Here is a 25,000-nt window from a genome sequence, read left to right as displayed (position 1 = left end):
GAAGGCATGGCTTCGCCATGAGCCGGGTCGGTCGACTAATTAGTTCGCATTGCCTGCACCGCCCGGCGCAGCCGCTAACGATCTGTTAGGATGAGTTGTCCGGCCGTTAACGGTTCCCGCTCGCTCATGGAAAATCAACCTTAATTATTAGGGTTAAGCGCCGCTTAAGCATTTGGTGCGATTGTACGGCCGTCAGTTGTGATGTGGGGCCTGGTTCTCGATTGCCTCACCGGCCAAAGGGACGAAGCCAATGCGTAGCGTTATGTCTTTGATCGCCGCCGGAGCGGCCTCTCTGTTTTCCACTCTGGCCTTTGCGGCCGACATGCCCATCATGCCGCCTCCGGTCTACGCGCCGCCGCCGGCGGCCGATTTCGGTGGCTGGTACCTGCGCGGCGACATCGGTTTCAGCAATCAGAAGGTCAAGGACGTTCACTATTCGCGCGAATCCGCCTACACGCCGATGACGTCGTTCAATCAGACCTCGGCGTTCGATACCGCGGGCATCTACGGCGTCGGCGTCGGCTATCGCTTCAACAGCTGGTTCCGCGCCGACGTCACCGGCCAGTATCGCGGCAATTCGAACTTCAAGGCCACCGACCGCTTCAACGCGACGGCGGGCGGCGTGCCCTATAGCGGCATCGACAATTACAGCGGCAGCAAGTCGGAATGGCTGGTGCTTGCCAACGCCTATGTCGATCTCGGCACCTGGTGGTGCGTGACGCCGTTCATCGGCGCGGGCGTCGGTGGTGCGCGGGTGACGGTCTCGAACTTCACCGACACGGGCATCAACAACCTGCCGTTCACGACCACCAGTTTCGCAACGGCGCCGACCTCCTCGAAATGGAATTTCGCCTGGGCGGCCCATGCCGGTCTGGCTTACAACGTTAATCCCAACCTGGTGCTGGAGCTGGCCTACAGCTACGTCGATCTCGGCCAAGGCCAGACCGGCGTCCTGTCCGACTATGTCGGCAACACCACCGGCAACGTCTTCAAGTTCAAGGACATCACCTCGCACGACCTGAAGCTCGGCGTGCGCTGGAACTTCGACCAGCCCCCGCCGCCGCCCATGCCGGCGCTGATCCGCAAGGGCTGAGTCGAGCGATCGTCCTCACTGCAATCGAACGAACGGCGCGGGCCTCCCGCGCCGTTTTTGCGTTTTCTGATCGGGCGAATCGCGCGCGATTCCGCTGAAAGAATTTCCGTGCAGGGCGCTGCGACAACGAATGATTAAGGTTAACGCGCGATGATCGGAACAGAGAGTCAAGTGCTGATTGGAGCGTTGCGATGCGTAGCCTGGTGGTGGCGGTTTCGGTGTGCGGCATGATCTCTGCGGCCCAGGCCGCGGACTTGGCCGACCTTCCGATCCTGCGCGGTGGCCTGACCGAGGGCCTCAACAATTCGCGGGTCAACTGGGACGGCTACTACGTCGGCGTCCAGGGCGGCTACGGCTCGTCCGACGAGAACTTCAACGGCTCGACGAAGAACATGACGGCGGCGGTGTTGGCCAACACGCTGATCGAGAGCCAGATGCAGGTCTCGTCCTGGAACCCGAACCTCGGCAAGCAATCCTCGCGCGCATCGGGCTTCGGCGCCTTCGTCGGCTACAACAGTCAGTGGGACGACGTCGTGCTCGGCGTCGAGGCGAGCTATCTGCACGGCAAATACGGCGGCATGGCCTCTTCGAGCCGCACGCTCGTCAGCACGGCCGCACTGACCGACGGCAACTTCCACGCCGTGACGTCGACGCAGTCCTCGCAGATCTCGATCACCGACATGGCGACGATCCGCGGTCGTGCCGGCTATGCGATGGGCTGCTTCCTGCCCTACGCATTTTTCGGCCTTGCACTCGGCAACGCAGATATCGGCCAGTCCGTGACGGTTCAGGACCGGGTCAGCACGACCTTTCTCGGCACCTACACGCCGCTTGCGCCGCTCAGCGCCAACAACCTTCAGCACAATCACCTGATCTACGGCTACAGCGCCGGTCTCGGCGTCGACGTCAATCTGGTCGGCGGCCTGTTTGCGCGGGCCGAATACGAATACGTCCGCTTCACCTCGACGGTCGACACCAGCATCAATACGGTGCGCGCGGGCCTCGGCTACAAGTTCTGAGCTGATTGCAAGCCTGTCCTGTATGCCGATGTCCATCAGCATCCGTCCTGCGCAGCGCGACGACGTCGCTGCCATTGTCGCCATGCTCGCCGACGATCATCTCGGTCGGGCGCGCGAACGCCTCGAGCAGCCGTTGCCGCAGTCCTACTACGACGCGTTCGAGACGATCGCGCGGGATGGGAACATCACCCTGATCGTTGCCGAGGAGGCGGGCCGGGTGGTCGGCTGCCTGCAACTCTGCATCCTGCCCGGGCTCAGCTCGCAAGGTGCGTCGCGCGCGCTGGTCGAGGATGTTCGGGTCGCCACCGACCGCCGCAGCCGCGGCATCGGCGAGCAGCTGCTGCAATGGGCGATCGCCGAGGCGCGCAAGCAGCGCTGCAATCTGGTCGAGCTGATGACGCATCAAAGCCGCACCGACGCGCAGCGCTTCTACGGGCGGCTCGGCTTCGCCAAGAGCCATTTCGGCATGGTGATGCGGTTCTGATCAGCGCGGCAGGCGGTAGGCCGCGACGGCGTTCGGGCCGAACGCCTTGTCGCGGATGTCCGAGCCGAGCTGTGTCAGGCAGTGCTCGAGCGCCTGCTTGATTTCACGGTAGCTGCCGGCGAGCAGGCAGACCGGCCAGTCCGAGCCGAACATCAGCCTGTCGGCGCCGAAGCAGCGCGCCACATGTGTCACATAGGGCTGCAGCCGCTCCGCGTCCCAGTCGGTCCAGACGGCTTCCGTGGCGAGCCCCGACACCTTGCACCAGACATTGCCGCAGGCCGCGAGCTCGGCGATGCGATCGGCCCAGTCCTGATCGAAGCCGGTGGCGATCGGCGGCTTGGCGGCGTGGTCCAGCACGAAGCGCGCCCTCGGAAAAGCGCGCACCGTCGCAATCGCCGCCGGCAGCTCGCGCGTGCGCACCAGCAGATCGTAGGTCAAATCGCGGGCGAACACGATGTCGAGGCCGCGCCTGACGTCGCCGCGAAAGATCCATGCCGGGTCGGCCTCGTCATGGACCTGGTGGCGGATGCCGACCAGCCTGTCCCCGCCGGGCAGGCCGCGCAGTCGGTCGATCGTTGGTCCCACCGATGGATCGGTCAGCTCGACCCAGCCGACGACACCGGCGACGAACGGCGTCGCATGGGCAATGCGCAGGAATTCCTCGGTCTCGTCGAGCGACGACCGGGTCTGCACCAGGATGCTGGCGTCGAGACCGTTCTCGGCGAGCAGCGGGGCGAGATCGGCGGGACCGAACGGCCGGCGGATCGGCGCCAGCGCGTCACCGGCCATCCATGGATAGTCGGCGCGACCGGGATCCCAGAAGTGCTGATGCGCATCGATGACGCGGCTCATGGCGCCTCTCCCGGCAGCGGCGCGCGGGCGTCGACCAGGTCGCTGGCGCGCAGGTCGCGCCAGAACGCGGGTGGGATCGGCGCGTGCGCCAGCGCGATGTTGTCGGCCGCCTCCTGCGCATTGCGCGCGCCCTGCAGGCCGACGGTCACCGCGGGATGGGCCAGGCAGAACTGGATCGCGGCCGCCTTGAGCTCGATGCCGTGCTGCCTGCACAGCGCGTCGAGCTGGCGTGCCCGCGCCACCAGGGCGGCATCGGCATCCTCGTAGTTGAACTTCGCCGGCCCATGAGGATTGGCGAGGATGCCGCTGTTGTAGATGCCGCCGAGGATGATGGCGATGTTCTGCCTCTCGCAGATCGGAAACAGCGCCGTCAGCGCACCCTGGTCGAGCAGCGTGTAACGGCCCGCCAGGAGAAAGCAGTCGACCGGAACTGCTTCGGCAAAGCGCGCCAGCATCTCGGACTGGTTCATGCCGGCGCCGATCGCCTTGATGCTGTCGTCGTCGCGCAGCCGCTGCAGCGCGCGAAAGGCGCCGGCCACGGCCGCGTCGTAGTGATCGTCGGGATCGTGCACGAGCAGGATGTCGATGCGATCCAGGCCGAGCCGGACCAGGCTCTCCTCGACCGAACGCATCACGCCGTCATAGGAGTAGTCGAATTGTGGCCGCAGCGGCGGCGTGCCCTTGTAGTGCGGGTCTTCGCCCGAGGCCGTCGCGTCCGGCCGCAACAGCCGGCCGACCTTGGTCGAGATCACGTAGCTGTCGCGCGGCTGCCGGCGCAAGAACGCGCCGAGCCGCTGCTCGGCGAGGCCGAAGCCGTACAGCGGCGCGGTGTCGTAGAAGCGCACGCCGCGCGACCACGCCGCGGCGATCGTGGCTTCGGCATCGCCATCGCTGACCGGCGCGAACAGGCCGCCGAGCGGCGCCGTGCCGAGGCCGAGACGGGTGATGTCGAGCGAGCTCCTCCCGAGACGGACGCGTTCCATTCTTCTATCCTTGTTGTTCGGCGCGTGCAGATCGCGTCATTGTGCATGGATGCGTTCGACGAAACAATGACGTCGCATGGTGCAGCACAACGAAGAGGAGGGGACGATGTCGGCGATCAATCCACTGACGGCCTTCGGAGTCGTGCTGGCGACGGCGGCGACCGACGCGGTCTACGTGATGTTCACGTCGGCGGTCGTCGCCAAGCGGCGCGTATCGGCCGCGACCTGGAGCTCGATCTGGTACATGCTCTCGTCATTCGCCGTGATCAGCTACACGGAGAACTGGATCTACGTCGCGTTCGCTGCGGTCGGCTCCTGGATCGGCGCCTACGCCTCGATGACCTTCCTGCATCGTCCTCCGGCTGGCCAGTCGCCCGTCGGTGCCGCGCCGGAATGAATTGCATTCGCTTGCATGCCAGCACGACTGCGTGAACGCCGGCGCGAGCGCGCGAAGTTCCTTGACGCGGAACGACCCTTCCCGTAATCACCGGGGCGGGACACCTCCCCCCAACGGGAGGCTTACTATCTGGAAGGATAGACGATGACTGTAGCGAAGCCCTCGCAGCGGCCTGTTGTGCCGCATTTCTCCTCCGGCCCCTGCGCCAAGCGTCCCGGATGGACCTCCGAAAATCTCAAGGACGCTCCCCTCGGCCGCTCGCATCGCGCGAAGGTCGGCAAAGCCAAGCTCAAGCAGGCGATCGAGCTGACGCGCGACGTTCTCGAAGTGCCGGCCGACTACAAGATCGGCATCGTGCCCGCGTCCGACACGGGTGCGGTCGAGATGGCGCTGTGGTCGCTGCTCGGTGCGCGGCCCGTCACTACGATCGCCTGGGAATCGTTCGGCGAAGGCTGGGTCAGCGACATCGTCAAGGAGCTCAAGCTCAAGGATGTCACCAAGCTGCATGCCGGCTATGGCGAGATTCCGGATCTGTCGAAGGTCGATCCGGCCAGCGACGTCGTCTTCACCTGGAACGGCACCACCTCGGGCGTCCGCGTTCCCAACGCCGACTGGATCAGCGCGACGCGTGAAGGCCTGACCATCTGCGATGCGACCTCCGCTGCATTCGCCCAGCCGCTTGACTGGCCGAAGCTCGACGTCGTTACCTTCTCCTGGCAGAAGGCGCTCGGCGGCGAGGCCGCGCATGGCATGCTCATCCTGTCGCCGCGCGCAGTCGAGCGTCTCGAGACCTACAAGCCGGCCTGGCCGCTGCCGAAGATCTTCCGCCTCACCAAGGGCGGCAAGCTCAATGCCGGCATCTTCGAGGGCGAGACCATCAACACGCCGTCGATGCTGTGCGTCGAGGACTATCTGGATGCGCTGACTTGGGGCAAGTCGATCGGCGGCCTGAAGGCGCTGATCGCCCGCGCCGACGCCAACACCAAGGTGCTGGCCGACTGGAAGGCGCGGACGCCGTGGATCGACTTCCTGGCGCAGGATCCCGCGATCCGCTCCAACACCTCGGTGTGCCTCAAGGTCATCGATCCCGCGATCACATCGCTGTCGGCCGATGCCCAGGCGGAGTTCGCCAAGAAGCTGGTGGCGCTGGTCGAGAAGGAAAACGCCGGCTTCGACTTCGCACACTATCGCGATGCGCCGGCTGGCCTGCGCATCTGGTGCGGCGCCACGGTGGAAGCCAGCGACGTCGCGCTGCTGACGCAGTGGATCGACTGGGCGTTCGCCGAGGCCAAGGCCGCGCTGCCGAAGGCCGCCTGAGGCGCTCCGCGTAGGGTGGGCAAAGGCGCAACGCGCGGTGCCCACCAATTATCTCACCTGACGCGAGAGAGCGGTGGGCACGCTTCGCTTTGCCCACCCTGCAGCTTTCACCTCATTCCGGCGCCGTGCGCCGCCCCTCCGAGACGGAGGCGTGAAGGAACATCGTCATGACCAAACCCAAAGTTCTCATCTCTGATGCGCTCTCGCCCGCCGCCGTGCAGATCTTCAAGGATCGCGGCATCGAGGTCGACTTCCAGCCCAATCTCGGCAAGGACAAGGACAAGCTCGCCGACATCGTCGGCGACTATGACGGCCTTGCGATCCGCTCCGCCACCAAGGCCACGGCCAAGATCATCGAGCGCGCCAAGCGGCTCAAGGTGATCGGCCGCGCCGGCATCGGCGTCGACAATGTCGAAATCCCCGCGGCAACCGCCAAGGGCATCATCGTGATGAACACGCCGTTCGGCAATTCGATCACGACCGCCGAGCATGCGATCACGATGATGCTGTCGCTGGCGCGCGAGATCCCGCAGGCCGACGCCTCGACCCAGGCCGGCAAGTGGGAGAAGAACCGCTTCATGGGCGTCGAGATCACCGGCAAGACGCTGGGCGTGATCGGCTGCGGCAATATCGGCTCGATCGTCTGCGACCGTGCGCAGGGCCTGCGCATGAAGGTGATCGGCTTCGATCCGTTCCTCACCGAGGAGCGCGCGCTCGATCTCGGCGTCGAGAAGGTCGAGCTCGAGGAGCTGCTGAAGCGCGCCGATTTCATCACGCTGCACACGCCGCTGACCGACAAGACCCGCAACATCATCGATGCCGCGGCGATCGCCAAGATGAAGCAGGGCGTGCGCATCATCAATTGCGCCCGCGGCGGCCTGATCGACGAGCAGGCGCTGCTCGCGGCGCTCAACAGCAAGCATGTCGCGGGTGCCGCGCTCGACGTGTTCGCCGAGGAGCCGGCCACCAGCAATCCGCTGTTCGGCCATGCCAACGTGATCTGCACGCCGCATCTCGGCGCCTCGACCACGGAAGCGCAGGAGAACGTCGCGCTGCAGATCGCCGAGCAGATGTCGGACTACCTGCTCACCGGCGCGATCTCGAACGCGATCAACTTCCCGTCGATCACGGCCGAGGAAGCGCCCAAGCTGAAGCCGTTCATCGCGCTCGCCGAGAAGCTCGGCTCGTTCGCGGGCCAGCTCACCGAAAGCAGCATCACTAAGATCCAGATCACCTATGAAGGCCACGTCGCCGAGATGAAGACCCGGGCGCTGACCTCGGCGGTGCTGGCCGGACTGCTGCGGCCGATGCTGGGCGAGGTCAACGTCGTGTCGGCGCCGGTGATCGCCAAGGAGCGCGGCATGATCGTCGACGAGGTGCTGCGCGCCGGCGAGAGCGACTATGAGAGCCTGATCACGGTCGCGGTCACCACCGAGCACCAGGAGCGCGCGGTGTCGGGCACGGTCTACGCCGACGGCAAGCCGCGCCTCGTCGACATCAAGGGCATCCGTGTCGACGCCGAGTTCGGCAAGTCGATGATCTACGTCACCAACGAGGACAAGCCGGGCTTCATCGGCAAGTTCGCAAGCCTCCTGGGCGATGCCAAGATCAACATCGCGACCTTCCATCTCGGCCGCGTCGCGCCGGGCAGCGACGCGATCGCGCTGGTCGAGGTCGACGGTGCGGTGCCGGCCGATCTGCTCGCCAAGATCCAGGCGCTGCCGCAGGTCAAGCAGGCCAAGGCGCTGGCGTTCTGATCGTCCGATGAGATGAGTTGCAACGGCGGCGCGGCCTCTGGCCCTGTCGCCGTTGCGACTCTGAAGGGCCATCGAGCGACCGGCCCTTCAAGCCGTCGATTGAACCCGGCTTTCTTTCCCTGCGTCTAACGCCCGATGAAGGACCGGCTGACCCGGTCCCGTGGGCGTTGGGCTGCGGAGAAAGTGATGACCATGCGAAACAAGGGCCTGCTTGCCACGGGTCTCGTCCTGGGTGCTGCGCTGACGGCGGTGCCCGGCCATGCGGCAAACGTCGATACGACCTCCACCGTCGATGCCGTGACGGTCTATCCGGATGGCGCGACGGTGACCCGGGTCATCTCGCTCGACCTTCCCGCAGGTGACAGCACCGCGATCGCCAAGGACTTCCCGCTCGGCCTCGATGCGTCCTCGCTGCGCGTGGAAGGCGAGGCCGGCACCAAGCTCGTGATCGGCACCGTCGACGCCAAGCCGCCGCGTGCGGCGCCGCCCGTCAACCTGCCCGACATCGACAAGCGCATCGAAGCGCTGCAGGACGAGCGTGCCAATCTCGACGGCGCGATTGCAGCGGCTGTTGCGCGCAAGAAATTTGCCGAGCGTTTTGCCGAGGCATCGCCGGCCGGGCTCGGCGAGAAGGGCGAGGCGCGTCCGATCACGGAATGGCGTGCCGCGTTCGCCGCCGTTGCCGACGAGGTCGGACAGGCCGACGCGGCGATCCGTGATGCGGAGCGCAAGCAGCGCGACATCGATCGCGAGATCGCGCGCCTGCAGGACAATCTCACGACGAAGCCCCCGAGCAAGCTGGAGGTGCGGATCGAATTGTCGGCGGCGGCAGCGACCAAGGCGACCTTGCGCGTGACCTACGCGGTGCGCAATGCCCGCTGGGTGCCGCTCTATGACGCGCGTCTCGACACGTCGGCGAAGGACCACAAACCGGCTCTCGAGCTGGTGCGACGCGCCGAGATCCAGCAGGCCACCGGCGAGGACTGGCCCGAGGTCGCGCTCACGGTTTCGACGGTGCGGACCGGACGCGGCGGCAGTGCGCCCGAGCTCAGGACGATCATCGCGCAATATCCGCCGCCGCCACCGCCAGCGCCGAAGCCGGCCGCCGTGAGCGCGGCACGAGGACTCATGGAGAGCCGGCAGGAGTTTCGCTTTAACGGAGGGACGACGTTCGGAGATGTCGCGGACAAGGCCGTCGAGCAGCAGACGGTCGCGGAGATCAGCGCCTTCCAGACCGTCTTCCGTCTTCCCGGACGCGTCAGCGTCGGTGCCAATGATGGCGCGAAGAGCCTGCGCATCTCCACCGCGACGATCACGCCCGAACTGACGATCCGTTCCGCGCCCGTCATCGATCCCACCGCCTATCTCGAAGCGAGCTTCCCACAGGCGGAGGACGCGCCGCTGCTGCCGGGCAAGGTCTCGATCTATCGCGACGGCATGTTCGTCGGCACCAGCAAATTGGCCGCCGCGGGCAAGGATGAGCCCGTTCGTCTCGGCTTCGGGGCCGACGACAAGGTCAAGGTCGAGCGTAGTGTCGTCAAGCGCAACGAAGGCTCGGCCGGCCTGATCGTGACGACGGCGAAGATCGACGAGCGCGCCTTCAAGACGACGGTCCGCAACGCGCATGATTTCCCGGTCAAGGTCGCGATCCAGGATCAGCTGCCGGTCAGCGAGAACGAAGAGATCACGGTCGAGATGCTTCCTGCGACCACGCCGCCGGTCTCGACCAACGTCCGCGACCGGCGTGGCGTCGTCGAATGGGTGATCGACGCCAAACCCGGCGAGACCAAGGATATCGCCTTCGCCTGGCGCGTGCGCTGGCCGAAGGACAAGTCGATCGTGATGCAGCCGTCGGGCTGAGTGCCGGGCGGGGGGACTGGTGCCGCTTGATCCATGACAAGCCGCCCGGTCCCGGTCCTGTTATGCGCGAGTGGAACCCCGTTGATCACGTCCTGTCCGGCCGTGATCAATCTCGACCGAGAGCGCCGACATGGAATCCGACCCGAACACCCGCAAGCAGGCCGTCGCCGTCGGCTACATCTTCCTCGCCGGCGTCGGCATGCTGCTGCTGCAGTGGCTGCTGACGACCTACAACACGGTCGAGACCATTCCATACAGCCAGTTCGAGCAATTGATCGAGCAGGGCAAGATCTCCGAGGTGTCGGTCAGCCAGGACACCATCCAGGGGAAGTTCAAGGACAAGCAGTCCGACGGCAAGACGTCGTTCATCACCGCGCGCGTCGATCCGCCGCTGGCCGAGAAGCTCGCCGCGAAGGGCGTGAAGGTGACCGGCGTGCCCTCGGGCGGGCTGATCCAGACGCTGCTGTCCTGGGTCGTGCCGGCGCTGATGTTCTATCTCATCTGGGTGTTCCTCGGCCGCAAGGTGATGGACCGCCAAGGCTTCGGCGGTCTGATGTCGATCGGCAAGTCGCGCGCCAAGGTCTATGTCGAGACCGACACCAAGGTCACCTTCGCCGATGTTGCAGGGGTCGACGAGGCCAAGTTCGAGCTGCAGGAGGTCGTGCAGTTCCTGAAGGATCCGAAGAGCTATGGCCGGCTCGGCGCACACGTCCCCAAGGGCATCCTGCTGGTCGGCCCGCCCGGCACCGGCAAGACCCTGCTCGCGCGCGCGGTGGCGGGCGAAGCGGGGGTGGCGTTCTTCTCGATCTCCGGATCCGAGTTCGTGGAGATGTTCGTCGGCGTCGGCGCTGCCCGCGTGCGCGATCTGTTCGAGCAGGCCCGCAAGGCCGCGCCTTGCATCATCTTCATCGATGAGCTCGACGCGCTCGGCCGCAGCCGAACCGCGGGTGGCCAACTCGGCGGCTACGATGAGAAGGAGCAGACGCTCAATCAATTGCTGGCGGAGCTCGACGGCTTCGACCCAAGCTCCGGCGTCATCCTGCTCGCCGCCACCAACCGGCCGGAGATCCTCGATCCCGCGCTCATGCGCGCCGGCCGCTTCGATCGCCAGGTGCTGGTCGACCGTCCTGACAGGGGCGGGCGGCTCGCAATTCTCAAGGTGCATGTCCGCAAGATCACGGTCGCCGACAGCGTCGATCTCGACAAGGTCGCGGCACTGACGGCCGGCTTCACCGGCGCCGACCTCGCCAATCTGATCAACGAGGCGGCGATCGCGGCGACCCGCCGCAAGGGTCACGAGGTGACGTTCGACGATTTCACGATGGCGATCGAGCGCATCGTCGCCGGCATCGAGAAGAAGAGCCGCGTGCTCAGTCCCGCCGAGCGCCGCCGTGTCGCCTATCACGAGATGGGCCACGCGCTGGTCGCGGCCAATCTCGTCGGCGTCGATCCGGTGCAGAAGGTCTCGATCATTCCGCGCGGTGTCGGCGCGCTCGGCTACACGATGCAGCGCCCGACCGAGGATCGCTTTCTGCTCGCGGTCAGCGAGCTGAAGAACCGCATTGCCGTCCTGATGGGCGGCCGCGCCTCGGAGCAGTTGATCTTCGACGGCGACGTGTCGACCGGCGCCGCCGACGATCTGCAGCGCGCGACCGAGATCGCCATCGAGATGGTCACCAAATACGGGATGGATGCGACTGTCGGGCAGCGCACTTACGCGCCGCGTCCACAGATCTCGTTCCTGCAGCCGCAGGATCAGATCGTGTCGGCGGCCGAGGAGACCGGGCGCGAGATCGACCTCGCGGTGCGGGATCTGATCGCAGACGGCGATGCCCGTGCCAGGGCGATTCTCGAAAGCCATCGCCCGGACCTCGAGCGCGGCGTCGCCCTCCTGATCGCCAAGGAGACGCTGACCGCCGAGGAGTTCGCGCCATTGCGGCCCGCCTCCGCCGCGGTCCCGGCCCCGGATGCCGTTGTCCCGAGCTGATCCGGGTTTCTACGGGGGCGCGTTCGCAACCGAACTCTAACCATCACCTGATCAGTTAACCGGCAGCTCACCTTGACAGATCGAGGCCGTCGATCGGGGACCGGGCGGAGTTCTTTGCGTGCTGCTGAACAACCTGAAGATTGCCCCCAAGCTCGCCATCGTCGTCGGCGTCGCGATGCTGGGCCTTGCCGCGGCCGGTACGTTTGCCGGCACTCTGATGCAAAAGGAGATGGTCAATGCCCGCATCGAACAGTGCCGGGCGATCGTCGAGACCGCGCGTAACATGGCCCTCGGCCTCATCAAGGATGTCGAAGCCGGCAAATTGACGAAGGAGGCTGCGCTCGACGAGTTCGTCGATCGCGGGAGAACGATGACCTTCGACAAGGGCACGGGCTATCTGTTCGCCTATACGATGGACGGCAATGTGGTGCTGTCCCAGGATCCGAAGCAGCGCGGCTCGAACGTGATCGATTTCGAGCTCAACGGCCGCAAGCTCGTCGTCGAGCTGCGCGACGGCGTTGCCAAGGATGGCGAAGTCACCTTGCACTACGAATATCTGCGTCCCGGTCAGGAGCAGCCGACCCGCAAGATCTCCTATGCGGTGATGATTCCCGGCTGGAATACGTTCGTGGGCACCGGCGTCTATGTCGACGATCTCGACGCGAAGATGAAGCCGTTGAAATGGCTGATCTGGATGGCCTGCGCAGGCATCGCGGTCGTCGCCGGCGGGATCGCCTGGCTGATCAGCCGCAGCATCAGCGTGCCGCTCGATCGTCTCGGCGTCCGCATGCGCGAGATCGCCGACGGCCGGCTCGAGGGCGAGATTCCCGGTGTCGGCCGCGGCGACGAGATCGGCGGGATGGCCGCGACCGTCCAGATCTTCAAGGACAACGCGCTGCGGATGCGCGAGCTCGAGCAGGCCGAGGCCGCCACCCAGCAGCGCGCGGCCGCCGAGCGGACCGCGGCCATGCAGAACCTCGCAGCCGACTTCGAGCGCAGCGTCAATGGCATCGTCCGCTCGGTGGCGTCGGCGGCCGAGGGCATGCAGCACACCGCGCAGTCGATGACCTCGACCGCGAGCGATGCCAGCTCGCGCGCTTCGACCGTCAGCGCCGCCACCCAGAGCGCCAACGACAATGTCGGCACGGTCGCCGCCGCGGCCGAGGAGCTGTCGAGCTCGGTCAACGAGATTTCGCGCCAGGTCGCCCGCTCCAGCGAGATCGCGAGCAAAGCCGTGGGCGACGCGGAGCGCACCAATGCCACCGTTCAGGTGTTGTCGACCGGTGCCGAGAAGATCGGCGAGGTCGTCAAGCTGATCCATTCGATCGCAGCGCAGACCAACCTGCTGGCGCTGAACGCCACGATCGAAGCCGCCCGCGCCGGCGAATCCGGCAAGGGTTTTGCGGTCGTCGCTTCGGAGGTGAAGGCGCTCGCCAACCAGACGGCGAAGGCGACCGAGGAGATTTCGGCGCAGGTCGCGGCGATGCAGACCTCGACCCAGGATGCGGTCACCGCCATCAGCGGCATCACCCAGACCATCGCGCAGATGAGCGAGATCACCAATTCGATCTCGACCTCGATCGCGCAGCAGGGCGACGCGACGCGCGAGATCGCGCGCAACATCCAGTCGGTCGCGGCCGGCTCCAACGAGATCAGCGCCCATATCGGCGGCGTCACCAAGGCGGCGGAAGCGACGGGCATGGCCGCCTCGGAAGTGCTGTCGAGCGCACGTGAGCTCGACAGCCAGTCGGGCCTGCTGCAGCAGGCCGTCGATGGCTTCATGGCAAAGGTGCGAACGGCCTGAGGCGGCTTGGAACGGACCCCACGCTCAGGCCATCTTGGGGCCGCCCGTGCGCGAGGCGATGATCACGCCCGCGATGACCAGCGCATAGCCCATGAGGTGGAACAGCCTGAGCTCCTCGCCGAGCAGCAGGATCGCCAGCACCGAGCCGAACAACGGGACCAGGTGCAGGAACGGCGCGGCGCGGTTCGGTCCGATCAGGCTGATGCCGCGGTTGAAGAACAGATAGGCCAGCGTCGAGGCGAAGACGACGACATAGCCGAGCGTCGCGATCGAGAGCAGGTCGGGCGCGAGCACGAACCCGGAGGAATATTCCCAGACCGCCAGCGGCAGCAGCAGAACGGCGCCGAGCGCCGTGCAGGACGAGATCAGCGACAACTGGTGCACCGCCGGCCGCCGCGTCATGGCGGCGGAGTAGAGGCCGAACACCAGCAATGCGCCCGCGAACATCAGGTCGCCGCGGTTGAACTGGATGCCCGCGAGCGCACCGAGATCGCCGCGCGTCAGGATCACCAGCACGCCGCTCAGCGACATCGCGATGCCTGCGAACTGGGCCAGGCTCAGCCTGACGCCGAACAGCAGCAACGACCACAGCGCCACGAACAGCGGCGTCGACGATTGGATCAGCAGCCCGTTGAGCGCCTGGGTGTATTGCATGGCCCAATAGGACAGCGCGTTGTTGATCGCGAATCCGGTCAGCGCCAGCAGCAGCAGAAGCGGCCAGTGCGCGAGCAGCGTGCGCCAGTCGCGCGCCAGGTGCGTGCGTGCGAACGGCCACAGCATCAGGAAGGTCCCGATCCAGCGGATGCACGACAGCGTCAGCGGCGGCACGTGCCCGGCGACGTAGCGCGCGAGCACGATGTTGCCGGCCCAGAACAGCGAAGCCAGCGTGAGCAGCACGTAAGGCTGGTTGTTGAGCCAGGCGAGCGGCGATGATGGCTTGATGTCGTCGGCGGGCAAGGGAGGCGGGACGCTCTGGCGGGGGGAGGACGCAAGGTGGGCCAAATCGCGGCGCTGCGCAATGCGCCGCCGGGGATTGGTGCCATGCAGGCGCCGTCGCCCGGGAGCAGCGTCTCACGTCGCCTGTTTGCGCGACGCCACGAACACGCCGGCCAGCACCAGGGCAAAGCCGATCACGTGGAAGATCTGCGGCTGCTCGCCGAGGAACACGAAGGCCATGATCGAGCCGAACACCGGCACCACGTGAAAGAACGGCGCGGCGCGGTTGGCGCCGATCAGGAGCACGCCGCGGTTGAAGCAGAGATAGGCGATCGTCGAAGGAAAGATCGCGACGTAGAGCAGCGACAACAGGTTCTGCGCGTCGAACGCCATGACCGGCCGCGCGTGGAGTTCCCAGATCAGCAGCGGAATGAGGCTGGCTGCACCGCAGCCGAAGGTGAAGGCGACCATCGACAGGCCGTGGATCTGCGGCCGCTTGATCGTCAGCACCGAGTAGAAGCCGAACACCGCCATCGCCAGCAGGAAGATCAGGTCCCCTCTGTTGAAGCTGATGTCGGCCAGCGCGGTGGGGTGACCGCGGGTCAGGATGAGCAGCACGCCCACGAGCGACAGCACGATGCCGATGGCCTGCGCCAGGGTCAGGTGCACGCGCAGCAGCAGCATCGACCAGATTGCCACGATGAGCGGACCAGCCGACTGCAGCAGCAGGGTGTTGAGGGCCTGCGTATATTCGAGCGACCAGTATTGCAGCGTGTTGAAGGCGCCGATGCCCGTCACGGACAATGCGATCATGATGCCGAGCCGCGACCGGATCGCGGGCCAGTCCTGGCGCAGCTGTTTCCAGGCGAGCGGCAGGATCAGCAGGAAGGCCAACGACCAGCGCAGGAACGACAACGTCACCGGCGGGATGTGGCCGGCGGCGAGCCGGCCGACGATCGAGTTGCCGGCCCAGCACAGCGCCGTGATGCTCAGCAATACGTAGGGCTGGTTGGCGATCCAGCCGGGCGCGGCGGACGCGGTGCGGTCGGCGGCAGACATGCGGCGCTGTAGGACCCGGTTGATGCGCCGCGGCAATCGGCCCGGCGATCCCAGGCCGAAGTTTCTCCCCGGCTGGGTCGACAGACACCAATTGCAGCTGCCTATCAAGAGGGCAGATGCATCGCGACCATGCAGCGATGATCGTCTTCAGGAGCCGGCATGCGGGGCATGTCCACGGTGCCGTCGCCGGGGTCCGGATTGGACCGCGACGGATTTGAGACGCTCCGCACTCAGCAGATAGACGATGACGAGAGCGGCGATGGCGGCCAAGACGATGGCAGGCGGCGCAACGAAGCCGAACCAGGCGCCGGCCGGGGTGAAGGGCACGACCAGCGCGACGGCGAGCGCAGTCAGTGACGACGCCGTCAGCATCGGATCGGCGCGGTTGCTCCATGGCCGTCCGTTGGTCCGGATGATGAAGATGACGAGGATCTGGGTCGCCATCGATTCGAGGAACCAGGCGGTCCGGAACTCGTCGGGCGTCGCGTGGAACAAATACAGCAGTGCGCCGAAGGTGAGAAAATCGAACAGCGATGACAGCGGGCCCATGATCGCGGCAAAGCGCAGCAGCCGCTTCATGTCCCAGCGCTGCGGCCGCGCGGTGGCCTGCGGACTCACACGATCGAACGGGATGCCGAGCTCGGAGAGATCGTAGAGCAGGTTGTTGAGCAGGATCTGCGTCGGCAGCATCGGCAGGAACGGCAGCATGATCGAGGCGACCGCCATCGACAGCATGTTGCCGAAATTCGAGCTCGCGCCCATCCGCACGTATTTCAGGATGTTGGCGAAGGTGCGCCGTCCTTCCTCCACGCCGTCGGCGACCACCTCGAGATCGGAGGCGAGCAGGATCATGTCGGCGGCCGATTGCGCCACGCCGGTCGCCCCGTCGACCGACAGGCCGATGTCGGCCACCTTCAGTGCCGGCGCGTCGTTGATGCCGTCACCCAGGAAGCCGACGACGTGGTCCGAGGCCTGCAGCGCCTTGACGATGCGCGATTTCTGATCGGGGGCGAGCCGGCCGAACGCATCGGCCGAACGCACCTGCACCGCAAGCGCATCGTCGCTGAGCTCGGCGATGTCGCTGCCGGACAGCACGCGATCCGCTCTCAGCCCGACCAGCCCGGCCAGTCGCTTGACCACGACCGGATCGTCGCCGGACAGGATCTTCAGCGCGATGCCGGCGCGCGCAAGCTGCGCGATGGCCGCGGCTGCGGTCGGCTTGGGCGGATCGGCGAACGCGCACAGACCCTCGAAGATCAGCTCCTGCTCGTCATCGGTCTCGATCTCGCGCGGCACGCCGGTCCAGGGCCGTGACGCGATGGCGACCGTGCGCAGGCCCTCGCGCGCCAGCGCGTGGACGCGCTCGCGCATGTCGGTGCGGCCGCTGTCGTCGAGCGGCGCGACGGTGCTGCCCTGCCGCTGCTGCGTGCACAGTTCGATCACCGCCTCCGGCGCGCCCTTCACGATCAGGATCTGTTCTGCCCCGCGGATCGCCAGCACCGAGCCGAGCCGGCGCGAGAAGTCGAAGGTCTGCTGTCCGCCCAGTGTCCATCCTGCCACCTCAAGGTCCGCGCCGGCGATGAGCGCGGTGTCGAGCGAACCACGATCACCGCCGAGTGCGGCAGCGATCGCGCCGAGCTCCGCGGCTCGCGGGTCGTCGCTGCCGTCGGGCGCGATGCTTCGGGCCAGCGTGATCTCGGCTGAGGTCAATGTTCCCGTCTTGTCGGTGCACAGCACCGACATCGCGCCGAGATCATGGATCGCCGCGAGCCGCTTCACGATCACCTTGCGCTTGGCCATCCGGAGCGCGCCGCGCGACAGCGTCACGGTCGTGATCATCGGCAGCAGCTCGGGCGTCAGTCCGACGGCCAGCGCCACCGAGAACAGCAGCGAGTCGAGCACATCGCGTCCGAATACGACGCGCACCGTGAGCACGATCACGACCAGGGCCAGCGTCAGCCGCGCGATGACGAGGCCGAATTCGTGCAGGTCGCGCTCGAACGGCGTGCGGGCCTGCGCTTCGGCCAGCGCCGAGGCGGCAGCGCCGAACATCGTGTTCGGCCCGGTGTTGACGACGATCGCGACGGCCTCTCCGGTCTGGGCCACTGAGCCGCGAAACAGCACATTCGACGTGTCGTTCTCATCGCTGGGAATGCCGGCCTGTTTCGTCACGGGATAGGGCTCTCCCGTCAGCGCCGCCTCGCCGGCAGTGAAGGCCTTGCTTTCGATGATCAGCGCATCGGCAGGAACGATGTCGCCCGCGCGGACGCGCAGGATGTCTCCGGGAACGACGGCGTCGACGTCGATCTCGCGATAGACGCCGTCCCGCTTGACCTCGGCCTTCAGGGCCACGGAGCGGCGGAGCTCCTCGGCCGCCTTGACGGCATGCCCCTCCTGAACCGTATCGAGCCCGATCGACAGCGTGAGGATGAGGACGATGATGGCGCCGCCGATCACGTCGCCCGTCACCATCGAGATGATGCCGGCCACCAGCAGGATCAGCGATAGCGGCTCGAGCAGGCGGCGAAGCACGGCGCGCATCGGCCCCACGACATGGGATGGGGAGTCGGCATTCCGGCCGTAGCGTTGCAGCCGCTGCCCGGCGTCGGCCCCGCCGAGGCCGTTCAGGTCGCAGCCCAGCGCTGCGGCTGCCTGCGCAGGCGACAGCCGCCAGAACCGGTGCAGGCCGGGGCTCGTATCGGTGCTCACATGCATCCGTTCATGTTCGTGGATGATTGGTGATGGTCATCTTGTCTGATTTGCATGAAGGATCGTGCGCCGGTTGACCTAGCGCAACATCCTGCTGCCGCGATCCCCTAGCTTTGCGGGCAATGCGCCGCGGGCTGACGGCCGCACCCGAGGAATGGATGGCGCCCGTCGCCGGGCATCATCCGCATTGACGAGTTTGTATTGAGGACCATGGCCGAACAAGCCGCAGCTCTCCCATCCCCCACCAAAGCCGCCGTTGGTCCGACCGTCCTGGCGGCGGTATGGGCGCATCGCTGGTTCGCTCTCGCCATCATCGTGCTGCTCGGCCTTGGCGGCTGGCAAAGCGTCCGCGTCATGCTTGGGCCTGCCATCGTCGTCGATCAGGTCCGGCGCGGCGACCTCGTCGAGACGGTCGTTGCCAGCGGTCACGTCGAGACGCCGTTCCGCGTCGAGATCGGCAGCCAGATCACCGGCACGGTCGAGGAGGTGCTGGTGCTGGAAGGCCAGCATGTCACCAAGGGCCAGCCGCTGATCTCGCTGGAGTCGCGCGAGCTGAAGGCTGCGGTGGTGCAGGCACAAGGGCAGGTGGCGCAGGCCGAGGCGCGGATGCGCCAGCTCGCCGAGCTGACCTTGCCGTCGGCGAAGGAGGCGTTGCGCCAGGTGCAGGCGACCTTGCTCAACGCCCAGCAGACCTATGACCGGACGTCGCAGCTGACCGGCAACGGCTATGCGACGCGCGCGGCGCTCGACGAGGCCCAGAAGACGCTCGACGTTGCGCTGGCGCAGAAGCGTGCCGCCGAATTCCAGGTCTTCACGGCGAGCCCCGGTGGCAGCGACTACGTCATGGCCGAGACGCAGCTGAACCAGGCGCGCGCCAATCTCGACACCGCGCAGTCGCGTCTCGGCTATGCGACGATCTCGGCGCCACGCGACGGCGTGCTGATCACGCGCAGTGTCGAGCGCGGCACCGTGGCGCAACCCGGCAAGACGCTGCTCGTCCTGGCACCTGCCGGCGATCTCCAGCTCGTCCTGCAGATCGACGAGCGCAATCTCGGCAAGCTGGCGCTCGGCCAGACGGCGCTGGCGTCGGCCGATGCCTATCCCGACAAGCGCTTCCCCGCCGTGGTCAGCTACATCAACCCCGGCATCGATATTTCCCGCGCGTCCGTCCAGGTCAAGCTGATCGTCAAGGACCCGCCCGACTATCTGCGCCAGGACATGACGGTGTCTGTCGACATCGAGGTCGCCTCCCGCAAGGATACGCTGGAGCTGCCGGTGCGCTCGGTTCACGACATCACCTCGGGACAGCCCTGGGTGCTCGGCGTGAAGGACGGCCGCGCCGCCAAGCAGCCGGTGCGCGTCGGCATCCGCGGCAACAGCCATGTCGAGATCGTCGACGGCTTGAATGCCGGTGACATCGCCGTGCCCCAGAGTTCCGGCATCCTGACCGGCCAGCGCTTCCGTCCGGTGCTGCCGTGAACCGCTGGCTGCCCTTCGAGTGGATCGCGGCGGTACGCTTCCTGCGCGAGGGCCGGCTGCAGACCTTGTTCATCATCGGCGGCATCGCGATCGGCGTCGGCGTCATCGTGTTCATGTCGGCGATGCTGGCCGGCCTCGAGGCCAATTTCATCAAGCGGGTGCTGACCTCGCAGCCGCAGATCCAGCTGCTGACGCCGGATCAGGTTGCGCGTCCCCTGCGCAACGACAATGGCGTGATCGAGGATGCCATCGTGCAGCGTCCGAGCCAGCGCGTGATCTCGATCGATCAATGGCCGAAGATCCGCAATCAGATGCTGGCGATGCCGGAGATCTCGGCGGTGTCGCCGACCATCTCCGGCTCCGCCCTCGCCATTCGCGGCGACGCCAGCCGCGCCGTGACGCTGTCCGGCATCGAGCCGGAGAGCTACTTCAGAATCGTGCGCGTGCCGGACTACATCGTCGCCGGCGAGCCGCGCCTGACCAGCGAGGACATCATCATCGGCACCGAGCTCGCCAGGGATCTCGGCGCCATCGTCGGCGACAAGCTCAACATTCAGGCCGCCTCCGGCGCCAACCGCGTGCTGATCGTGACTGGCCTCGTCGACCTCGGCAGCAAGGGCGCCAATCAGCGCTCCGCCTATGTCGCGCTGCGCACGGCGCAGTCGCTGCTCGGCATGGTCGGCGGCGTCACCACGATCGACATGACGGTACGGGACATCTATGCCGCTGAGGACATTGCGCAGCGCATCCAGGCCGCCAATCGCGTCAAGGCCGACAGCTGGATCAAGACCAATGCCCAGTTCTTCACCGCGGTGCGCGCGCAGGCGACATCCAACACGCTGATCCGCGTCTTCGTCGCGCTCTCGGTCGCGTTCGGAATCGCCGCCGTGCTGATCGTCTCGGTGATCCAGCGCTCCAAGGAGATCGGGATCCTGCGTGCGATGGGCACCTCGCGCGGACAGATATTGCGCGTGTTCCTGCTGCAGGGCGGGCTGCTCGGCTTCGTCGGCTCGCTGTTCGGCGCGGCGATGGGCGCGGGTGCGCTGATCTATTGGCATGCGGTGCAGCGTCAGGCCGATGGCTCGGAGTTGTTTCCGTTGATCCTCGAACGCCGATTGTTCGTCATCACGGCCCTGCTCGCGACGGTGACGGGCCTGCTCGCCGCGACCGCGCCGGCGCTGCGCGCGGCCAAGCTCGATCCGGTGGTGGCGATCCGTGGCTGAGGTCCTGCTGCGACTGGAAAAGGTCTGCAAGGCCTACAATGTCGGGCAGCCGACCGAGACCGAGGTGCTGCACGATATCGACATCGAGGTCGACCGCGGCGAGTTCGTCGCGCTGATCGGCCCGTCCGGCTCCGGCAAGAGCACTCTGCTGAACATCGTCGGTCTCTTGGACCGGCCGACCTCCGGCCGGCTGACGATCAAGGGCCAGGATACGGCATCGCTCAATGATACCGAGCTCACCCATCTGCGCGGCCATACCATCGGTTTCATCTTTCAGTCTCATCTCCTGATCTCCGCCTTCACGGCCAAGGAGAACGTGATGATGCCGCTGCTGGTCGATCGCGGCTTCCCGGGTCCCGAGATCGAGGCGCAGGCCTCGAAGCTGCTCGACCAGGTCGGGCTGGCGAAATTCGCCGACCATCTCGCGAGCAACATGTCGGGCGGCCAGCAGCAGCGCGTCGCGGTGGCGCGGGCGCTGGCGATGAACCCCGATCTGGTCCTGGCGGACGAGCCGACCGGCAACCTCGACACCAAGTCTGCCGAGGCGGTCTTTGGCCTGATGCGCGACGTCAATCGGAAGGTCGGCACGAGCTTCCTGCTCGTCACCCACAACCTTGATCTGGCCCGGCGCTGCGATCGCATCATCGAGGTTGTCGACGGCCGCATCCAGAGCTGAGAGCGGGTCGCTTCGATCGTAGATTCGCCGCCGTTCGGGTGCTCAATGGAACTGCCCGGGTCGATGCGCCGCCAGAAGCGCACGGCCGGGTCGCCCGATCCGCAGCCGGGGCGGCTTGAAATTTTGGGGCTTATCAAAGGCTTGGTGGCGCTGTTGTGTGCTCCGAAGGCCCGTTCTCGCTTGCCTAGCCCGGCGGCTTCCTTTATCCGGTGGGTCGCCTCGCAAGCGAGCGGTCCTGGCCGCGATTTGGGCTGGGCGCATGGTTGGCCAGGCTGGCCCCTCATCGGAAGCGATTTCGTCCGAACCGATCGTGCTGTTTTGGATCTTGGCAGAGGAAAGAGCTGCGAATGGCTAACGTCGTCGTCGTCGGCGCCCAATGGGGTGACGAGGGGAAGGGCAAGATCGTCGACTGGCTGTCGGAGCAGGCCGACATCGTCGTGCGCTTCCAGGGCGGCCATAATGCCGGCCATACGCTGGTCATCAACGGCGCGACCTACAAGCTGGCGCTGCTGCCGTCGGGCGTGCTGCGCACCGGCAAGCTGTCGGTGATCGGCAATGGCGTCGTGTTCGATCCGCAGGCCTTTCTCGACGAGGTCGGCAAGCTGCAGTCGCAGGGCGTCGCCATCAGCCCGGACAATCTGCGCGTCGCCGAGAACGTCACCTTGATCCTGCCGCTGCACCGCGAGCTCGACGCGCTGCGCGAGTCCGCGAGCGCCGCGACCGCGATCGGCACCACCCGCCGCGGCATCGGCCCGGCCTATGAGGACAAGGTCGGCCGCCGCGCGATCCGGCTGATGGACCTCGCCGATCTCGATACGCTGCCGCACAAGATCGATCGCCTGCTCGCCCATCACAACGCGTTGCGCCGGGGTCTCGGCCTCGAGCCGATCGACGGCCAGCAGATCCTGCGCGAGCTGACGGCGCTGGCGCCGAAGCTGCTGCCCTACGCGGAGACCGTGTGGCGGCTGCTCGACATCAAGCGCCGCGAAGGCAAGCGCATGCTGTTCGAGGGCGCCCAGGGTGCGCTGCTTGACGTCGACCACGGCACCTACCCTTACGTGACCTCGTCCAACACGGTGGCGGCGCAGGCGGCGACCGGCGCCGGCCTCGGACCGGGCGCGATCGGCTACGTGCTCGGCCTGTGCAAGGCCTACACGACCCGCGTCGGACAGGGGCCGTTTCCGACCGAGCAGGACAACGAGACCGGCCGCAAGATCGGCGAGCGCGGCCGCGAATTCGGAACGAATACCGGCCGGCCGCGTCGTTGCGGCTGGTTCGATGCGGTGCTGGTTCGCCAGGCGGTGCGGACCTGCGGCATTAACGGTCTTGCGCTGACCAAGCTGGACATTCTCGATGGTTTCGACACCATCGAGGTCTGTACCGGCTACAGGCTGGACGGCAAGGAGATCGATCATTTTCCGGCAGGTGAGGGCGCGCAGTCCAGGGTCGAACCGATCTACGAGACGATCGAAGGCTGGAAGCAGCCGACGGCGAACGCGCGCTCCTGGGCCGATCTGCCGGCTCAGGCCATCAAATACGTCCGGCGCATCGAGGAACTGGTGGGTTGCCCGATCGCGCTGCTTTCCACCAGCCCCGAACGCGAGGATACTATTCTGGTCCAGAATCCCTTCGAGGCATGACGGGACCCGACAGCTGAGCGCGCGAATTGAGTTGATATGGCCGACTACTACCCGCTGATAGCCCGTGCCATTGCCGGATTGGACCCCAACGCTCCCGGGGAAAGCCGGCGTGCGCTTTACGAGCGGGCGCGGGCGGCGTTGATCGCGCAGCTGCGCAGCGTCCAGCCGCCGCTCAGCGAGTCCGAGATCACGCGCGAGCGGCTGTCGCTCGAGGAGGCCGTGCGCAAGGTCGAGGCGGAAGCAGCCCAGCGTGCCCGCGAGGCGCAGCGGGCGTCCAGTGGCGCCGCTCGCCCAGGTGATGCGCTCCGACGGGCCGGTGCGCGGAGTTCGGATGCTCCGGCACCCCCCTCGGCTCAGCCCACTCCGACTCCAGACCAGGCCGCCACGGCCGCCCCCCGGCCGCGACCGGCGGCCCCGGCTGCTGCCCGGGCCGACCGGCCGCCGCTCGCCGGCGAGACGGCCGAGCTGCGTCCGGCGCGCAATCAGCGACCGGAAGCGCCGCCGGCTGCGGCTGGCGCACCAGCCGTGCCACCGCGGCCCCAGCCGCCTCAAACGCCTCCACAGGATGGGGCGGCGCCTCCCGTGCGCGAACGTCCGGCTGCCGCTCGCCGCGGTGCTCAGGACAACGGCAATCCGGCAACGCCGCCCGCCATGCGCGGCTTCCGCGACATCACCGCTGATGTCGACGATCTCGGCAAGGCCACCGCCCAGGCCAACCGCGCCGCGCGCAAGACCTACGCCAACGTTCCGGCCACCGATCTCGACCGGCTCGAGGGCGACGACGATGACCGGCCGCCGCTGCCCGAAGCGCCGTACTCCTATGACGAGTCGGTCCAGGAGGCCGAGCGCTACGCGCTGCCGGCCACCTCGACCCGTCAGCGTGGCGCCGCTCCGGATCGCGAGGGCAAGAAGAAGTCGGAGCGCAGCGGCTCGACCTTTCCGTTCAAGGCCGCCATCGCCGCCGGGATCGTGCTGATCCTGATCGGCGCCGGAATTCTGTGGGGCCGGCCGCTGGTCGGCATGGTCAACGGCCTGTTCAAATCTTCCTCGACGGTCGAGGCGCCGAAGGACACCGGCGCGCCGCTGAGCAAGCCGAAGATCACCGACCGCGTCGGCCAGTCGCCGTCCTCGGACCAGATCGCGCCGGTCGCGCAGCGCGTCGTGCTGTATGACGAGGATCCGTCCGATCCGAAGGGCAAGCAATATATCGGCTCGGTGGTCTGGCGCACCGAGCAGATCAAGGCGACGGCCACGCAGAAGGCCGACATCGCGGTGCGCGCCGACATCGAGATTCCCGATCGCAAGTTCAAGATGACGATGTCGTTCCGCCGCAACACCGACACGTCGCTGCCGGCGAGCCACACCGCCGAGCTCACTTTCATCCTGCCGCAGGATTTCAACGGCGGCGGCGTCGGCAACGTGCCAGGCATCCTGATGAAGTCCAACGAACAGTCGCGCGGAACGCCGCTGGCGGGCCTCGCGGTCAAGGTCACCGACGGCTTCTTCCTGGTCGGCCTGTCCAACGTCGATGCCGATCGCGCTCGCAACGTGCAGCTCCTCAAGGAGCGCTCCTGGTTCGACGTTCCCTTGGTTTACACCAATCAGCGCCGGGCGATCATCGCGATCGAGAAGGGCGCCCCGGGCGAGCGCGCCTTCAACGACGCTTTCGCGCTGTGGGGTGACTGAGGAATCAGCACGGGCTTGGCCCGATCGGCGGGCCGGTGA

At 66.7% G+C, this 25,000-nt stretch carries 19 protein-coding genes; 14 read left to right on the top strand and 5 right to left on the bottom strand.

Going from position 1 to position 25,000, the window contains the following annotated elements:
* Positions 1-250: 250 nt before the first annotated feature.
* The 3 genes from ACQR10_RS19090 to ACQR10_RS19080 all read left to right on the top strand — a co-directional run bounded on the left by ACQR10_RS19090 (position 251) and on the right by ACQR10_RS19080 (position 2,596).
* Positions 251-1,093: an outer membrane protein gene (locus ACQR10_RS19090; protein ID WP_316217483.1), complete on the top strand. Its 843-nt coding sequence runs from the start codon at positions 251-253 to the stop codon at positions 1,091-1,093.
* A gap of 191 nt (positions 1,094-1,284) precedes the next feature.
* Positions 1,285-2,112, top strand: coding sequence for an outer membrane protein (locus ACQR10_RS19085; RefSeq protein WP_434890756.1), 828 nt, complete (start codon positions 1,285-1,287; stop codon positions 2,110-2,112).
* A gap of 28 nt (positions 2,113-2,140) precedes the next feature.
* Positions 2,141-2,596: a GNAT family N-acetyltransferase gene (locus tag ACQR10_RS19080; RefSeq protein WP_316177616.1), complete on the top strand. Its 456-nt coding sequence runs from the start codon at positions 2,141-2,143 to the stop codon at positions 2,594-2,596.
* Here ACQR10_RS19080 and ACQR10_RS19075 read toward each other — a convergent pair whose 3' ends face one another.
* Together ACQR10_RS19075 and ACQR10_RS19070 are read right to left on the bottom strand one after the other, a co-directional pair.
* Positions 2,597-3,448 (bottom strand): amidohydrolase family protein, encoded by an 852-nt coding sequence (locus tag ACQR10_RS19075; protein WP_316217481.1) that lies wholly within the window; start codon positions 3,446-3,448, stop codon positions 2,597-2,599. It abuts the gene before it with no gap.
* Positions 3,445-4,431: an aldo/keto reductase gene (locus ACQR10_RS19070; RefSeq protein WP_316217480.1), complete on the bottom strand. Its 987-nt coding sequence runs from the start codon at positions 4,429-4,431 to the stop codon at positions 3,445-3,447. Before ACQR10_RS19070 ends, ACQR10_RS19075 begins: the two co-directional genes overlap by 4 nt.
* Before the next feature lie 106 nt (positions 4,432-4,537).
* Here ACQR10_RS19070 and ACQR10_RS19065 point away from each other — a divergent pair, with 106 nt between their 5' ends.
* The 6 genes from ACQR10_RS19065 to ACQR10_RS19040 all read left to right on the top strand — a co-directional run bounded on the left by ACQR10_RS19065 (position 4,538) and on the right by ACQR10_RS19040 (position 13,553).
* Positions 4,538-4,828, top strand: a complete 291-nt coding sequence (locus ACQR10_RS19065) for a hypothetical protein (protein WP_315803323.1) — start codon at positions 4,538-4,540, stop codon at positions 4,826-4,828.
* A gap of 144 nt (positions 4,829-4,972) precedes the next feature.
* Positions 4,973-6,145, top strand: a complete 1,173-nt coding sequence (locus ACQR10_RS19060) for a phosphoserine transaminase (RefSeq protein ID WP_316217479.1) — start codon at positions 4,973-4,975, stop codon at positions 6,143-6,145.
* A gap of 167 nt (positions 6,146-6,312) precedes the next feature.
* Positions 6,313-7,902: a phosphoglycerate dehydrogenase gene (gene serA / locus ACQR10_RS19055; RefSeq protein ID WP_315803325.1), complete on the top strand. Its 1,590-nt coding sequence runs from the start codon at positions 6,313-6,315 to the stop codon at positions 7,900-7,902.
* Positions 7,903-8,094: 192 nt separating this feature from the next.
* The gene (locus ACQR10_RS19050; protein WP_315803495.1) at positions 8,095-9,762 is read left to right on the top strand and encodes a mucoidy inhibitor MuiA family protein; all 1,668 of its coding nucleotides are present in this window, start codon (positions 8,095-8,097) and stop codon (positions 9,760-9,762) included.
* A gap of 130 nt (positions 9,763-9,892) precedes the next feature.
* The gene (gene ftsH / locus ACQR10_RS19045) at positions 9,893-11,749 is read left to right on the top strand and encodes an ATP-dependent zinc metalloprotease FtsH (protein WP_316177624.1); all 1,857 of its coding nucleotides are present in this window, start codon (positions 9,893-9,895) and stop codon (positions 11,747-11,749) included.
* A 118-nt stretch (positions 11,750-11,867) separates the two neighbouring features.
* Positions 11,868-13,553: a methyl-accepting chemotaxis protein gene (locus ACQR10_RS19040; protein ID WP_316217478.1), complete on the top strand. Its 1,686-nt coding sequence runs from the start codon at positions 11,868-11,870 to the stop codon at positions 13,551-13,553.
* Between the two features lie 24 nt (positions 13,554-13,577).
* Here the strand turns inward: ACQR10_RS19040 and ACQR10_RS19035 are convergent, their stop codons facing one another.
* The 3 genes from ACQR10_RS19035 to mgtA form a co-directional block, all read right to left on the bottom strand.
* Entirely contained in the window at positions 13,578-14,510 is a 933-nt protein-coding gene (locus ACQR10_RS19035; protein ID WP_316177627.1) for a DMT family transporter, read from the bottom strand.
* A 114-nt stretch (positions 14,511-14,624) separates the two neighbouring features.
* A complete protein-coding gene (locus ACQR10_RS19030) occupies positions 14,625-15,548 on the bottom strand; it encodes a DMT family transporter (protein ID WP_316217476.1) in 924 nt (307 codons plus the stop codon).
* Between the two features lie 147 nt (positions 15,549-15,695).
* On the bottom strand, positions 15,696-18,257 hold the full coding sequence (gene mgtA, locus ACQR10_RS19025) for a magnesium-translocating P-type ATPase (protein ID WP_316217475.1): 2,562 nt from the start codon (positions 18,255-18,257) through the stop codon (positions 15,696-15,698).
* A 210-nt stretch (positions 18,258-18,467) separates the two neighbouring features.
* Between mgtA and ACQR10_RS19020 the strand changes: the two genes are divergently transcribed.
* The 5 genes from ACQR10_RS19020 (at position 18,468) to ACQR10_RS19000 (ending at position 24,961) form a co-directional block, all read left to right on the top strand.
* Positions 18,468-19,736: an efflux RND transporter periplasmic adaptor subunit gene (locus tag ACQR10_RS19020; protein WP_316177632.1), complete on the top strand. Its 1,269-nt coding sequence runs from the start codon at positions 18,468-18,470 to the stop codon at positions 19,734-19,736.
* Complete coding sequence (locus ACQR10_RS19015; protein WP_316217474.1) at positions 19,733-20,959, top strand: ABC transporter permease; 1,227 nt, start codon at positions 19,733-19,735, stop codon at positions 20,957-20,959. The genes ACQR10_RS19020 and ACQR10_RS19015 overlap by 4 nt, the downstream gene beginning before the upstream one ends.
* Complete coding sequence (locus ACQR10_RS19010) at positions 20,952-21,635, top strand: ABC transporter ATP-binding protein (protein WP_316217473.1); 684 nt, start codon at positions 20,952-20,954, stop codon at positions 21,633-21,635. The genes ACQR10_RS19015 and ACQR10_RS19010 overlap by 8 nt, the downstream gene beginning before the upstream one ends.
* 347 nt (positions 21,636-21,982) lie before the next feature.
* Positions 21,983-23,275 (top strand): adenylosuccinate synthase, encoded by a 1,293-nt coding sequence (locus tag ACQR10_RS19005; RefSeq protein WP_315803334.1) that lies wholly within the window; start codon positions 21,983-21,985, stop codon positions 23,273-23,275.
* 36 nt (positions 23,276-23,311) lie between these two features.
* Entirely contained in the window at positions 23,312-24,961 is a 1,650-nt protein-coding gene (locus tag ACQR10_RS19000) for a hypothetical protein (protein WP_315803335.1), read from the top strand.
* Positions 24,962-25,000 lie beyond the last annotated feature (39 nt).

The organism is Bradyrhizobium sp. HKCCYLRH2060 (assembly GCF_051168135.1).
Lineage (GTDB): Bacteria > Pseudomonadota > Alphaproteobacteria > Rhizobiales > Xanthobacteraceae > Bradyrhizobium.
The sequence above is the reverse complement of the archived record's forward strand: the minus strand, read 5'-3'. Positions and strand labels throughout refer to the sequence as shown.